Below are 13095 nucleotides of genomic sequence, written 5' to 3' on the forward strand. Positions count from 1 at the left end.
GACCGCCCGGCGGCGGTGGGAGGATGTCTGGCATGAGCGAGATCCCCACCGTCTCCGTCGACCAGGTCCCCGACGACGCCCTCGTCGTGGACGTCCGCGAGCACGACGAGTTCGCCGCCGGACACACCCCCGGCGCCATCCACCTGCCCATGGGTGACGTCCCGGCGCGGCTGGACGAGCTGCCGATCACCGACGAGTCGCTCCCGGTGATCTGCCGTACCGGCGGTCGCTCCGGCCGGACCGTCCAGTGGCTCGTGCAGCAGGGCTTCGACGTGGTCAACGTCGACGGGGGCATGCAGGCCTGGAAGCGCCAGGGCAAGCCGATGGCGGCCGAGGGTGAAGGGGAGCCGACCGTCCTCTGACCCCAGCAGGTCAGGCCGGGGGCGTGAAGATGCGCGCCTGCCAGCCGAAGGTGCGGGCCGCCTCGACGTTCTGCGGCCGGTCGTCGGTGAACCGCACCTGCTCCCGACCGAGCTCCCGCCCGAGGCGACGTTCGATCTCCGCGTGCGCGACGGCATACGCCTCGGGGTCCGGCTTGGCCACCCCCAGGTCGCACGCGTTGAGCAGGGCGGGCACCAGGTGGCCCAGGCCGATGTGCTCCAGCTCCTCGGGCACCCGGTCGGTGCCGTTGGTGAAGACGAAGACGGGCGTCCCGGAGGCGGACAACCGGTCGACCAGCTCGGTGGTCGGGGCGATCGGGGTGCCCCGGTCCTCGACCCAGGCGGTCATCAGCCGGGCCACGGCCTGCGGAGCGTGACCGTCGTCCAGCAGGCGTGCCTCCAGGGCCGTGATCCACTCGGCGTGGGTGCAGCGACCGGTGAGCATCGCCATCCCCTCGTCGATGCCGAACGCGGTCTCCAGCACGCCCTCCAGGTCGGTGCCCAGACCGGCCGCCGCGCGGCCCACGTGGCCCTCGGTGTCGAAGGTGCGCAGCACCCCGTCGAGGTCGAGGACCGCCACGTCGGCCCGCTCGAGGAAGGCGGCGACCCGCCAGGGGACCGGACGGACGACCCGCGCCACGACGACGTCGACGATCCTGACGACCGCCCGGCCGTGCCGGGTGTCCAGGACGATCGTCTCCGCGTCGAGCTCGACGACACGCCCCACGACGTCGCTCGCGCGCCCGTCGGCCAGCCGTCGGCGGACGGTGACCCGCTCGCCGAGGGGGACCCGGGAGAGGTCTTCTGGGCGCATCTGCCCCACTCTAGCCGGGTGGTTAGAGGCCTGGAGAGGGCGCGATCGGGCGCCGGGGCAGCTGCGCTCCGCGGCCGGTGCCGGCCTCTGCTCTTCTCTGCGTGTCTCTGCCGCCCACGCTAGAGAACGACATACGGTCCGATGGTGGATCCGATCCGAAACCCCTACGCCCCCGGCGCGGGCCAGCGCCCGCCCGAGCTCGCCGGCCGCGACGAGCAGCTCGAGCGCTTCACCGTCGTCCTGGAGCGGATCCAGCGGGGACGCCCGGAACGCTCCATGATCCTCACCGGGCTGCGGGGCGTCGGCAAGACGGTGCTGCTCAACGCGCTGCGCAGCGCCGCGGTGCGGGCACGGTGGGGGACCGGCAAGTACGAGGCGCGCCCCGAGCAGGGGATGCGCCGGCCGATGGCCGCCGCCCTGCACGTCGCGGTTCGTGAGCTGGGGCACCCGCGGGGCGAGGAGCTCGACCACGTCCTGGGCGTCATCAAGGCGTTCGCCCAGAAGGACCAGCCGGGCGCCAAGCTGCGCGACCGCTGGAACCCGGGCATCGACGTGCCCGCGATGAGCGGCCGGGCCGACTCCGGCGACATCGAGATCGACCTCGTCGAGCTGTTCACCGACGTCGGCGGGCTGGCGGCGGACGTCGGCAAGGGCGTGGCGGTGTTCATCGACGAGATGCAGGACCTCTCGCCCGAGGACGTCTCGGCGATCTGTGCCGCCTGCCACGAGCTGAGCCAGTCGGCGCTGCCGGTCATCGTCGTCGGCGCGGGCCTGCCGCACCTGCCGGCGGTGCTGTCGGCGAGCAAGTCCTACTCCGAGCGGCTGTTCCGCTACAACCGGATCGACCGGCTCTCGCGCGAGGAGGCGGTCCGCGCGCTGCAGAACCCCGCCGCCGACGAGGACGCGGAGTGGGCGCCGGAGGCCCTCGAGGCGATGTATGCCGCGACCGGCGGCTACCCCTACTTCATCCAGGCCTACGGCAAGGAGGTCTGGGACCTGGCGCCGTCCTCGCCGATCACCGCCGAGGACGTGCGGGTCGCCTCCCCGGACGCCGAGGAGGAGCTGGCGGTGGGCTTCTTCGGCTCGCGCTACGAGCGGGCGACGCCGGGGGAGCGGGAGTACCTGCGGGCGATGGCCGACCTGGCCGCCGAGCACGCCGAGGCCGGGCAGGAGGTGGACGAGGTCGGGTCGGTGGCGACGGCGGACATCGCCACCCACCTGGGTCGCAAGCCGCAGTCGTTGTCCCCGGCCCGGGACGCCCTGCTGAAGAAGGGACTGATCTACAGCGGTGAGCGCGGGCGGATCGCGTTCACCGTGCCGCACTTCGGACGGTACCTGCGGGCGCAGACCTAGTCGTCGGTCGGCGGGGACGGTTCACGCCTGGTACTTTCGGCCGATCCGCACGGGCGCGGTTCCCTCTACGCTGAGGTCATGGCGGTCGACGCCCTCCAGGCACTGTGGGCCGAACCCCGTCCTCCACATCCGCCCGTCCGCGTGTGGCGGGACTGGGTGCTCGCGGCTGCGCTCGTGTCGTGGTCCGTCCTGGAGGTGATGCTCCGCGAGGAGACCGCGTGGCGGCCGCTCGTGCTCGGCGTCGGCGTCGTGGTGGCGCTCACCCTGTTGTGGCGACGCACCCATCCGCTGGGCGCCCTCGTGGTCGCCTTCGGCACGGTGACCGCGTTCGACGTCGCCAGACTGCTGACCCTCGACGTGACCGGGCTGGTGAGCGTCGCGGCCGTGCTCGTGCTGCCCTATTCGCTGTTCCGATGGGGAGCGGGCCGCGAGGCCGCGGTCGGTCTGGGGATCATCGTCGTCTGGCTCGCCGTCACCCTTGCCGTCGCGCACGTCACCGAGCCGGTCGGCGTGGCCGAGATCGTGGCCGGGTACGGGTTCTTCCTGTTCTCCGCCGCGCTCGGCATGGCGCTCCGCTACCACGCGAAGGCCCGCGTCCGCGACATCGAGCAGGCGAAGCTTCGCCAGCGCAACCAGCTCGCGCGAGAGCTGCACGACACGGTCGGCCACCACGTCTCGGCCATCGCCGTCGCGGCCCAGGCCGGGCGCGTCGCCGCTGCCACGCACCCAGACCGTGCACTGGCGGCCCTGGAGGCCATCGAGGACGCGGCGTCGCGGACCCTCGCGGAGATGCGCACCATGGTGCGCGTCCTGCGTGACGGGGCGGAGCCCGACCTCACCCCGCAACCGGGCGTGGCCGACATCGGATCCCTCGCCCGCAGCGACGGAGGGTATCCACGGGTCGACGTGCACCTGTCCGGCGACCTCGACCACCTCAGCCCCTCCGTCGGGGTCGCCCTCCACCGGATCGCCCGGGAGGCGGTCACCAACGCGGTGCGCCACGCCCGCAACGCGACCCGGGTCGTCGTCATCCGGGTCACCGGCGAGGGGGACCAGGTCCGCCTGACCGTCCGCGACGACGGCGAGGTGAGCGCCGCTGGTCACCCCGTCCAGGGATACGGTCTCCTCGGCATGACCGAACGGGCCACCATCCTCGGCGGCAACCTCCGGGCCGGGCCTGCCCCCGAGGGCGGCTGGGCCGTCGAGACGGTGCTGCCGAAGCAGGGCGCGGCCGCATGACGATCCGCGTCCTCGTCGCCGACGACCAGGACATCGTCCGTGCCGGACTCACCATCATCCTCGACGCGCAACCCGGCATCGAGGTCGTCGGTCAGGCCGCCGACGGGCGCGAAGCGGTCAGGCTCGCCCGCAGGCTCCGGCCCGACGTCTGCCTCCTCGACATCCGCATGCCCGACGTCGACGGGATCGAGGCCACCCGCCAGCTCGCCGGCCCCGACGTGGAGGACCCGCTGGCCGTCGTCGTGATCACCACCTTCGACCTCGACGAGTACGTGCACGGCGCGTTGAAGGCAGGCGCCCGAGGCTTTCTGCTCAAGGACGCCGGCCCCGCCCTGCTCACCCAGGCTGTGCAGGCGGCCGCGCACGGCGACGCGCTCATCGCCCCGAGCATCACGGCGCGGCTGCTCGCCACCTTCGCCCAGACCGCCGGGTCGTCGCCGGCGCAGCCGATCGAACCGCTCACCAGCCGGGAGGAGGAGGTCCTGATCCCGGTCGCCCAGGGCCGGACGAACAGCGAGATCGCCGACGAACTGCACATCAGCCTCAGCACCGTCAAGACACACCTCGCGGCCCTCATGCGCAAGCTCGACGCCCGGAACCGGGTCGAGATCGCCATGTGGGCCCACGAGACAGGCCGTATCAAGACCTGACGGTCAGCACCGACCCGCTCCCGACGCGGATCAGCCGAAAGCACGAGACGCAGACGGTTCCATCGGCCGGCCCAGCTCCGGCCTCCGGGCCGATGTGCCCGCCGTCGAGCTCGACGATCGTGGAACCACCACCGATCCTCACCACGACAACGGAGCCCCTGATGAGAGCACCTCGACCCACCACCGCACTGCAGGACCCGCGCATTCCGGTGCAGGCCAAGCTCGCCGCAGCGTGGACGAGCGTCATGTTCCTCTACGCCTACGTCGACATTCTCGCCTTCTACAAGCCCGGTGTCGTCGACGACATCCTGGCCGGCATCGTCCACGAGTTCGCCACCGGCCCAACCTTTCTCGCCCTCGCGCTCACGCTCATGGCCATCCCGAGCCTGATGATCCTGCTCTCCACGACAATGCCCGCCCGCATCAACCGCACCATCAACCTCGTCGTAGCGACGCTCCTCATCCCCATCACGATCTACAACGCGGACGGGGAGTCCTGGACCTACTCCTACTTCTACGGCCTCTCCATCGGACTCGAGGTGCTGATCCTGGCCTTCATCCTGCGCTCCGCCTGGACCTGGCCACGCCGCACCGCATCGCCGGCGACCCTGGCAGCCAGCCTCGACAGCGAGCCGCTGCGCACGCCGCAGCAGGCGTGACCGCCCGCCCCGCGCCATACCCGACGTCGCCCGCCCCACCCGCAGGCCCGGCCACCTGCCTCAGCCTCTGCTGCTGAGCCCGGTCCGGTCCCACCCCCTCCCCTCCCATTCCCCAGAGAGGCCCCGCTCATGATCGAGGCGCACGAGCTCACCAAGCGCTACGGCGACCAGACCGCCGTCGACAGCATCAGCTTCACCATCGCGCCCGGCACCGTCACGGGGTTCCTCGGGCCGAACGGCGCCGGCAAGTCAACCACCATGCGCATGATCATGGGACTGGACCGCCCGACTTCGGGCAGCGTCACCGTCAACGGCAAGCCGTACCGGCAGCACCGTGCCCCGCTGCGGGAGGTCGGCGCCCTGCTGGAGGCCAGCGCCGTGCACCCCGGCCGTAGCGCCCGCTCGCACCTGCGGGCCATGGCCGCCACCCACAACATCCAGGCATCCCGGGTCGGGGAGGTCATCGAGATGACCGGCCTGGCCTGGCCGGGGTCGCGACCAAGCGGGTCGGAGGGTTCTCCCTCGGCATGGGCCAGCGCCTGGGCATCGCCGCCGCCCTCCTGGGCGACCCCAGGACGCTCATCCTGGACGAGCCGGTCAACGGGCTCGACCCCGAGGGGGTGCAGTGGGTCCGCCAGTTCGTGCGCGCCCTGGCCGCCGAGGGACGAACCGTGTTCATCTCCTCGCACCTGATGAGCGAGATGTCCCGGACCGCCGACCAGCTCCTGGTGATCGGCCGCGGTCGCATCATCGCCGCCGGGACGGTCCAGCAGGTCATCGACTCCGTCGCCGGCGACGGTGTGCGGGTGCGCTCCCCGCGCGCCGGCGAGCTCGCCGCCGCGCTGACCGCCGACGGTGCCACCGTCACCTCCCCCGAGACCGGGATGCTCGAGGTCGGCGGGACCACCGCGGAGCACGTCGGCGAGGTCGCCGCCAGGCACGGGCTGCCGCTGCACGAGCTGTCCCCGCGCCGCGCCAGCCTCGAGGAGGCGTACATGCGCCTGACGCAGGACGCGGTCGAGTACCGCGCCCACACCACCCCCACCACGTCCAGGACCGAGAAGGCCGAGACCCGATGAGCACCCTGACCGCCGACCCCCCGACGACCTCACCCGCCGCCGCGCCCGCCGCCACCTCACCCGCCGTCGCGCAGGTGCAGCCCACCTTCGCCGGGGTCGTGCGCGGGGAGTGGATCAAGCTGCTGTCCCTGCGTTCGACGTGGTGGGCGGTGACGGCCACGGCCGCACTCATGACGCTGGCCTCCGTCGGCTTCGCCATGTCGCTGGACGCCATGGCCGACGACCCCGCCCTGGCCCCGGGCATCGAGCAGATGCACGGCGCCGAGATCGTCGCGAGCGGCTTCCCCTTCGGGATGCTCACCATCGCCGTCCTGGGCGCCCTGTCCTTCACCGGGGAGTACGCCACCGGCATGATCCGCTCCACGTTCGCCGCGGTCCCGACCCGGCTCCCCGTCCTGGGCGCCAAGGTCCTCACCCTCGTCGTCCTGGCCGCCGCGGTGGCACTCGTCAGCCTGACGCTGTCCTACCTGGTCACCATGCCCCAGCTCTCCCGGTACGACCTCGTCCCGGCCATCGACGACCCGGGTACCTGGCGCGTGCTCGGCGGCTCGGTCTACTGCCTCACCGCCGCCGCCCTGTTCTCGCTCGGCGTCGGCACGCTCCTCCGCTCCACCGCTGCCAGCCTGACCGCCGCCCTGACCGTGCTGCTGCTGCTGCCCGGCATCCTCAGCTTCATCCGTCTGGACCGGGTGGAGACCATCGTCAGCTACCTGCCGCTGCCGGCCTCCTCAGCGCTCCTCACCACCGGAGGCGCCGGGACGCACGGTGACTACCTCTCCACACAGGCGAGCCTGATCGTGATGGCCGCCTACGCCCTCGTCCCTCTCGCAGCGGCCGCGCTCATGCTGCACCGACGCGACGCCTGACACCCCGTGATGCGCGCGATCGTCCAGCAGGCGTACGGGGCCGGCGACGTCCTGCGACTGCAGGACGTCGACAAGCCCGCTCCCGGGCCGGACGAGGTGCTCGTCCGCGTGCGCGCAGCCTCGGTCAACCACGCAGACTGGTTCCTCACCACCGGCCGGCCGTACGTCATGCGCGCGGCACTCGGCCTGCGCAGGCCACGGGTCGCCATCCGCGGACGTGACCTGGCCGGCCGGGTCGAGGCGGTCGGCGCCGCTGTGACCCGGTTCCGTCCCGGCGACGACGTCTACGGCGAGACCACCACCGGCAGCTTCGCAGAGTTCGCCTGCGTCCCCGAACGGCTGCTGGCGCTCAAGCCGGCCAACCTCACCTTCGAGCAGGCCGCTGCGGTGCCGCTCGCCGCCGTCACCGCCCTGCAGGGCCTGCGCGACGTCGGCGGTGTGCAGCCCGGCCAGGCGGTGCTGATCGACGGCGCGTCAGGGGGTGTCGGCACGTTCGCGGTGCAGATCGCCAAGACGCTGGGCGCCGATGTCACCGGAGTGTGCAGCACCCGGAACGTGGAGCTGGTCCGCTCGCTCGGTGCGGACCGTGTGATCGACTACACCCGGGAGGACTTCGCCCGCGGCGGGCAGCGCTTCGACGTGATCCTCGACCTCGCGGGCCGGCACCCTCTGGCCGACTGCAGACGAGCGTTGACCCGTACGGGGACGCTCGTCTCGGCGAGCGGTTTCGGCGGTCCGGTGCTCGGGCCGCTGGGGCGCTACGTCGGAGCGCTTGCCTTGTCTCCGTTCGTGTCCCAACGACTGCGCGTGCTCGCGGCACAGCCGTCCCACCAGGACCTCGAGACGCTCACGGCGCTGATCGACGCCGAAGCGGTCCGGCCCGTGATCGAGACGACCTACGCGCTGGCCCAGACCGCCGAGGCCATCCGCCACCTCGCCGAGCGACACACCCGGGCCAAGATCGTCATCGCCGTGCCCGGCAGCCAGGCCGGGCCGCAACCATCGACGAAGGAGGCCGGGGATGATTGACCTGGGGATCTGGTGGTCGAGGGTGGTGCCGTGGAGGCCGAGGGCGAGCGCAGCAGATCCGTCAGACCCGTGGGCTCTCCTCTCGAAGCCGCGGCTCCACGCGCAGGTCTGGACGGAAACCTGCCTTGTCGGCATAGAACGCCCGGATGCGGTCCATGTCGGCGGCCATGTCTCCAGTGATCTCCAGGGTCGGGCCCAGACCCGTGGTCATCGTGGTGCGGTCGACATAACCGAGCGTCACCGGCATACCGCTCTCCCGGGCGATGCGGTAGAAACCGGACTTCCAATGGCTGTGCCCTCCACGGGTTCCGTCGGGAGTGACCACGAGCCCGAAGACCTCGCCCGAGCGGACGAGCTCCACCACCTCGTCGACGACACGGCCCGCGTCCGACCGGTCGACGGGAATGCCACCCAGGGCACGCATGAGCGGGCCACGCCAGCCCGTGAACAGGGTGTGCTTGCCCAGCCAGCGGATGTCCATGTCCAGGCGCCAGGTGATCCCCAGCATCAGGACGAAGTCCCAGTTGGAGGTGTGGGGTGCACCGACGAGCACCGTCGGCCGGTCCGGTGCGGGCGCGGTGGACAGTCTCCAGCGGCTGAGCGACCAGAAGGCGCGAGCCGCAAGGCGTCGAAGCATGGGCCCACGGTAGTCGTGGGCCCGATGTTGCTGGAAGCCTTTCCCGGTGCGGTGCTCGCTGTCGCCGCTGGGTGCTCGACCCCTACCCGGCGGCACTCAGGGCCCGAGCGTCCTCGGCCGAGGTGTCACCGACTGTCGCGAAACCAGTGCGCGACATACGCCGGTGCGGTGTCGGCAGCCTCGAGGAAGAACGCGAGGTGCGACCCGTCCATCCAGTAGAGCTCGGAACCAGCGATGTGCTCGTGGGCATGATCGGCATGGGTCGGCGGGACGACCTTGTCCGAGCGGCCGTGGACGATCAGTGTCGGGCACGTGATGCGTTCCAGTGGCGCAGGGGTAGAGACGGTGAAGTCGTTCCTCATCCCCTGGCGTCGCCGGGCCACGCCGAGGGATGCTGCAAGGGTGGCTTCCAGCCACGCGGTCCGGCCGGGGAGTGCGGCGAGCACCGCCGCCCGTTCGGACGCGGCGCGCCGGGTGTAGGTGCCGAAGGACCGCAACAGCGTGGTGAGTGTCGGCTTCGTGGCGTGCCGCAGGAGCCAGATCACCGCCTTGAGCAGGAAGTCCTGCGCCGCCGCTTGCGCCCCCGCCTGCGCGATCGCGCTCGGACCGTGGTCGGTCAGGCACACGGCGTCGACCTGCACGAGCTTGCTGATGCGGCGACCGTGGCGGGCAGCGAGCTCGTACGCCGCCGGGCCGCCGCCCGAGACGGCGATCACGTGGATGCGTTCGATCTCGAGGGCGTCCAGGAGCGCCGCCAGGGCATCCCCCTGCTGCGCGAACGTCCGCCCGGTCGACAGCGGTGTGCCCAGGTACCCCGGCCTGCTCGGGGCGATGATCCGGTAGCCGTTCAGCCGCAGGTGCTCCGCGGCCACGAGACCTTGGTCCCACCCGCCCTGCGAGCCGTGGATGGACAGGATCGCCTCGCCGTGCCCCCGCTCTGCATACTCGAACGGTCCCGACGCCGTGTGGACGATCTGTGGGACTTCCGCCATGGCTGCGCGGAAGTCTTCCGCGGTGGGTGATGTCGGCGCGGTCACCATGGTCAACGGTCCCAGGCGTTCACGGTCTCGACAAGAGCCACGCTGACAACGTGCCGACGCGGTCAGCCAGCCGCCAGGTGAGCGCGGTGAGCGTCGGACCGGCGACCACAGCGCAGCACCACCAGGGAGGAACCGGCGCTGTAGGAGCGGAAGGAGATGCCGTCGTACGGCCTGCCGGAAACGGTGAAGAGGGCGGCCACGGTGAGGGAGGGCGGCCACGATCTTCTACCACCACGACTGGCCAGCCGGAGTCGTGGAGGGACAGCCCGAGGCAGCGCCCGGTTGTCGCTCGTCCGGAGTCCGGTGAGAGGGCCTGTCCAGGTGGTCCGGATCGACCGCGACCCGTCAGGCTGGGCGCTCAGGACACCCTGAGGTCCATCACCTCGTAGGGCCCGGCCATGGCGCCCGTTCCCTCGGGGACCTGCGCCAGCGCCTCCTGCGGGACGACGTTCCGCATGACGATCCTCAGCCCTTCCGCGGTGAAGGTGAGGTCGATCTGCCATCCCCAGGTGTCGGCATACCGCCCCTCGAGCTCGACAGTCCCATCCTCGAGGCGTCCGGTGAGGGTCATCGGAGCCGGCTGCTGGTGCCAGGCGTCGAGCCAGGTGCCTCGGACCAGGGCGTCCTCGTCGTCGGGCGAGCCGGCGAGGAGCACCCCCTCCTGGAGGCCGTCCGTCGGGTGGGTCCAGGTGTAGGTCACGAGCAGCGCGTGGCCGCCCGCGCGGGTCTCGACCCTGGCCGTGGCGGGGCCTGGCTCGACGTCGTCGGTGGGCATCAGCCGGAAGCCGGCCTGGCCCGAGAGGTCACGGGAGGATGTCGTGGCGGTCAGGTCGGGCCAGGGAGCGGTCATGGCCCATTCTGACCCACCCCGCGCTGTCGGAAGCGGGGCCGGGAGCAGCACGAGGTGCCCACGGTGTGAGGTCGGCAGGGCGCGGGGTTCCTCGGGAACGAGGTGCCCACGGGGCAAGGTCGCGAAGGAAGGACCTCCATCGCCGTGGTGGGCGATGGAGGTCCGACGATCCCGACCTCACCTGTGCGGCCGGGGGGGCGGGGGGGCGGCCGGGGGGTGCCCAGGTGGGAGCGTCAGGCGTCGACAGGGCTGACGGTCTGTCCCTGCCTGACGGTCCGCCCGTCCCTCAGGGCCGGTCCCTGCCTCACGTCGTCGTCCGACGGTGCGCCGTCGGCGGAGCGGCCCGGGCCCTGGTGGTCGTGGCCCGACCGGGCGTCAGCTCCGCGGTGGCGGCGCAGCAGCCGCATCGCGTTGACGATGACGACCAGGACCGACACCTCGTGGACCAGCATCCCGATCGCCATGGTGACGCCGCCGAAGAGCACGCCGGCCAGGAGCGCGGCGACCGTGAGCAGTGCGACCGCGATGTTCTGCCGCATGTTGTTGACGGTGCGCCGGGCGAGCGAGACGGCCTCGGGCAGCTTGAGCAGGTCGTCCTTCATGAGCGCGATGTCGGCCGTCTCGATGGCCACGCCCGTGCCGGCGGCGCCCATGGCCACGCCGATGTCGGCCGTGGCCAGCGCGGGGGCGTCGTTGACGCCGTCGCCGACCATGGCCACGACGTAGCCCTGGCGCCGCAGGTCCTCGACGGCCTCAAGCTTGTCCTCGGGCAGCAGGCCGGCGCGGACCTCGTCCACCCCGACGGCGGCGCCGACGGCGCGGGCGACCGGCTCGATGTCGCCGGTGAGCATGACGACCTTCTTGACGCCCGCGGCGTGCAGGCGGCGCACCATCTCCGGGGCGTCGTCCCGGACCCGGTCGGCGACCGCGACGACGCCGAGGATGCGCCCGTCGCGGGAGACGACCATCGGGGTGCGGCCGGCGGCGGCCAGCTCCTCGACGACCTGGGCGGCACGGGCCAGGTCGGCGGCGGGGTGATGGGCCCCGCGTGCCTCGCCGGCGGCGACGTCGCCGGCGGTGACGTCACCGGCGCCGAGGCTGCCGGCCGGTGCGTCGTGCGCGACGGCACCCTGCTCGGCCCCGACCAGCGCGAGGTTGCCCACGGCCACCCGGTGCCCGTCGAGCGTGGCGACGATGCCCTTTCCGGGCACCGGTTCGGTGTGCTCGGGCAGGCCGGAGACGTGCAGGCCCTCGGCGGCGGCGGCCTCCAGGATCGGGCGGGCCAGGGGGTGCTCGGACCCCGCCTCGGCGCGGGCGGCCAGCCGCAGCACCTCGTCGCGGTCGACGTCGCCCAGGGCGACCACGTCGGTGAGCCGCGGACGACCTTCGGTGAGCGTGCCGGTCTTGTCCAGCGCGACCGCGTCGATCCGGGCCGAGGTCTCGAGGAACTCGCCACCCTTGATGAGGATGCCGTCCTTGGCGCCGCGGCCGATGCCGGCCACGATCGAGACGGGGATGGAGATGACCAGCGCCCCGGGGCAGCCGATGACGAGCAGGGTCAGGGCGAGGACGACGTCCTGGGTCAGCAGGCCGACGGAGAGCGCGAGGACGATGATCGCGGGGGTGTACCAGGCGGAGAAGCGGTCCATGAACGCCTGCGTGCGGGCCTTGGCGTCCTGGGCCTCCTCGACCCGGTGGATGATGCGGGCCAGCGTCGTGTCGGCACCCACACCGGTCGCGGTGACCTGCAGGAACCCACCGGTGGCGATCGTGCCGGCGAACACCGGGTCGCCGGCCGACTTCTCGACCGGGATCGACTCGCCGGTGATGGACGCCTCGTCCAGGGCTCCGGTGCCGCCGGACACGGTGCCGTCGACCGGCACCTTCGTGCCGTTCTTGACGAGGGCGGTCTCGCCCGGGCGCACCTCGGCGGCCGACACCTCGACCTGCTGCCCGTCGCGCAGCACGACGGCGACGTCGGGCGCGACCGCGACCAGCTCGGCCAGCGCCGACCGCGTCTTGTTGAGGGTGGCCGCCTCCAGGGCGTGCCCCACCGCGAAGAGGAAGGTGACCGCTGCCGCCTCCCAGTAGTTGCCGATGATCACGGCACCGATCGCGGCGATCGAGACGAGCAGGTCGATGCCGACGACCCTGGCGGTCAGGGCCTGCCAGGCCTTGAGCACGACGGGGGTCCCGGCCACGACGGCGGCGAGGATCATCAGGACGTCGCCCCAGCCCGGCAGGTCCAGCACCCGGCTCAGCACGAGCGAGGCGAGGATCGCCGACCCGGAGAGCGTGGGCACGGCCCACCGGCCGTGCAGCCAGGTCTGGATCTGGTTCATGGTGGAGAAACTTCTTTCGCAGGATGAGCTGGAGGCGCGCGGTGCGCACCGGGGGAGAAGGTCTGCGAGCCGGGGGTATGCCGTGCCGCAGAGCCGGGGTATGCCGTGCGGGGGAGCCGGGGTATGCCGCGCCGCCGCTCAGGGGTATGCCGTGCCC

General features: G+C 72.2%; 12 protein-coding genes and 1 pseudogene. 8 read left to right on the forward strand and 5 right to left on the reverse strand.

Going from position 1 to position 13095, the window contains the following annotated elements; all coding sequences use genetic code 11:
- Positions 1-32: 32 nt before the first annotated feature.
- Positions 33-362 (forward strand): rhodanese-like domain-containing protein, encoded by a 330-nt coding sequence (locus tag ACQ95T_RS01300; protein WP_425943008.1) that lies wholly within the window; start codon positions 33-35, stop codon positions 360-362.
- A gap of 10 nt (positions 363-372) precedes the next feature.
- Here ACQ95T_RS01300 and ACQ95T_RS01305 read toward each other — a convergent pair whose 3' ends face one another.
- On the reverse strand, positions 373-1194 hold the full coding sequence (locus tag ACQ95T_RS01305) for an HAD family hydrolase (protein ID WP_425943009.1): 822 nt from the start codon (positions 1192-1194) through the stop codon (positions 373-375).
- A 144-nt stretch (positions 1195-1338) separates the two neighbouring features.
- On the opposite strand from ACQ95T_RS01305, the gene ACQ95T_RS01310 reads away from it, so the two are divergent.
- The 7 genes and pseudogenes from ACQ95T_RS01310 to ACQ95T_RS01340 all read left to right on the forward strand — a co-directional run bounded on the left by ACQ95T_RS01310 (position 1339) and on the right by ACQ95T_RS01340 (position 8069).
- Positions 1339-2547 (forward strand): AAA family ATPase, encoded by a 1209-nt coding sequence (locus tag ACQ95T_RS01310; RefSeq protein WP_425943010.1) that lies wholly within the window; start codon positions 1339-1341, stop codon positions 2545-2547.
- Between the two features lie 78 nt (positions 2548-2625).
- Positions 2626-3786: a sensor histidine kinase gene (locus ACQ95T_RS01315; protein ID WP_431473422.1), complete on the forward strand. Its 1161-nt coding sequence runs from the start codon at positions 2626-2628 to the stop codon at positions 3784-3786.
- On the forward strand, positions 3783-4436 hold the full coding sequence (locus tag ACQ95T_RS01320) for a response regulator (protein WP_425943012.1): 654 nt from the start codon (positions 3783-3785) through the stop codon (positions 4434-4436). The genes ACQ95T_RS01315 and ACQ95T_RS01320 overlap by 4 nt, the downstream gene beginning before the upstream one ends.
- Positions 4437-4597: 161 nt before the next feature.
- Complete coding sequence (locus ACQ95T_RS01325) at positions 4598-5095, forward strand: DUF6326 family protein (protein ID WP_425943013.1); 498 nt, start codon at positions 4598-4600, stop codon at positions 5093-5095.
- A 129-nt stretch (positions 5096-5224) separates the two neighbouring features.
- Positions 5225-6174 (forward strand): annotated as a pseudogene (locus tag ACQ95T_RS01330) (ABC transporter ATP-binding protein).
- Positions 6171-7040: an ABC transporter permease subunit gene (locus ACQ95T_RS01335; protein WP_425943015.1), complete on the forward strand. Its 870-nt coding sequence runs from the start codon at positions 6171-6173 to the stop codon at positions 7038-7040. Before ACQ95T_RS01330 ends, ACQ95T_RS01335 begins: the two are co-directional and overlap by 4 nt.
- Positions 7041-7049: 9 nt before the next feature.
- The gene (locus tag ACQ95T_RS01340) at positions 7050-8069 is read left to right on the forward strand and encodes an NAD(P)-dependent alcohol dehydrogenase (RefSeq protein ID WP_425943016.1); all 1020 of its coding nucleotides are present in this window, start codon (positions 7050-7052) and stop codon (positions 8067-8069) included.
- Positions 8070-8130: 61 nt separating this feature from the next.
- Here the strand turns inward: ACQ95T_RS01340 and ACQ95T_RS01345 are convergent, their stop codons facing one another.
- The 4 genes from ACQ95T_RS01345 to ACQ95T_RS01360 form a co-directional block, all read right to left on the reverse strand.
- Positions 8131-8706 (reverse strand): 1-acyl-sn-glycerol-3-phosphate acyltransferase, encoded by a 576-nt coding sequence (locus ACQ95T_RS01345; protein ID WP_425943017.1) that lies wholly within the window; start codon positions 8704-8706, stop codon positions 8131-8133.
- Positions 8707-8831: 125 nt separating this feature from the next.
- On the reverse strand, positions 8832-9746 hold the full coding sequence (locus ACQ95T_RS01350) for an alpha/beta fold hydrolase (protein WP_425943018.1): 915 nt from the start codon (positions 9744-9746) through the stop codon (positions 8832-8834).
- Between the two features lie 358 nt (positions 9747-10104).
- Positions 10105-10596 carry a hypothetical protein gene (locus ACQ95T_RS01355; RefSeq protein WP_425943019.1) on the reverse strand — a complete coding sequence of 164 codons (492 nt, stop codon included), beginning with the start codon at positions 10594-10596 and terminating at the stop codon, positions 10105-10107.
- 233 nt (positions 10597-10829) lie between these two features.
- Positions 10830-12938 (reverse strand): heavy metal translocating P-type ATPase, encoded by a 2109-nt coding sequence (locus ACQ95T_RS01360; RefSeq protein WP_425943020.1) that lies wholly within the window; start codon positions 12936-12938, stop codon positions 10830-10832.
- Positions 12939-13095: the final 157 nt, after the last annotated feature.

Origin of the sequence: Ornithinimicrobium carbonis (genome assembly GCF_050703245.1) — a bacterium.
GTDB lineage: Bacteria > Actinomycetota > Actinomycetes > Actinomycetales > Dermatophilaceae > Ornithinicoccus.

Coding starts and splice junctions, on each gene's coding strand:
- ACQ95T_RS01350 (WP_425943018.1), bottom strand. CDS start 9,746: ATGGTGACCGCGCCGACATCACCCACCGCGGAAGACTTCCGCGCAGCC.
- ACQ95T_RS01325 (WP_425943013.1), top strand. CDS start 4,598: ATGAGAGCACCTCGACCCACCACCGCACTGCAGGACCCGCGCATTCCG.
- ACQ95T_RS01345 (WP_425943017.1), bottom strand. CDS start 8,706: ATGCTTCGACGCCTTGCGGCTCGCGCCTTCTGGTCGCTCAGCCGCTGG.
- ACQ95T_RS01360 (WP_425943020.1), bottom strand. CDS start 12,938: ATGAACCAGATCCAGACCTGGCTGCACGGCCGGTGGGCCGTGCCCACG.
- ACQ95T_RS01305 (WP_425943009.1), bottom strand. CDS start 1,194: ATGCGCCCAGAAGACCTCTCCCGGGTCCCCCTCGGCGAGCGGGTCACC.
- ACQ95T_RS01320 (WP_425943012.1), top strand. CDS start 3,783: ATGACGATCCGCGTCCTCGTCGCCGACGACCAGGACATCGTCCGTGCC.
- ACQ95T_RS01340 (WP_425943016.1), top strand. CDS start 7,050: ATGCGCGCGATCGTCCAGCAGGCGTACGGGGCCGGCGACGTCCTGCGA.
- ACQ95T_RS01315 (WP_431473422.1), top strand. CDS start 2,626: ATGGCGGTCGACGCCCTCCAGGCACTGTGGGCCGAACCCCGTCCTCCA.
- ACQ95T_RS01335 (WP_425943015.1), top strand. CDS start 6,171: ATGAGCACCCTGACCGCCGACCCCCCGACGACCTCACCCGCCGCCGCG.
- ACQ95T_RS01300 (WP_425943008.1), top strand. CDS start 33: ATGAGCGAGATCCCCACCGTCTCCGTCGACCAGGTCCCCGACGACGCC.
- ACQ95T_RS01355 (WP_425943019.1), bottom strand. CDS start 10,596: ATGACCGCTCCCTGGCCCGACCTGACCGCCACGACATCCTCCCGTGAC.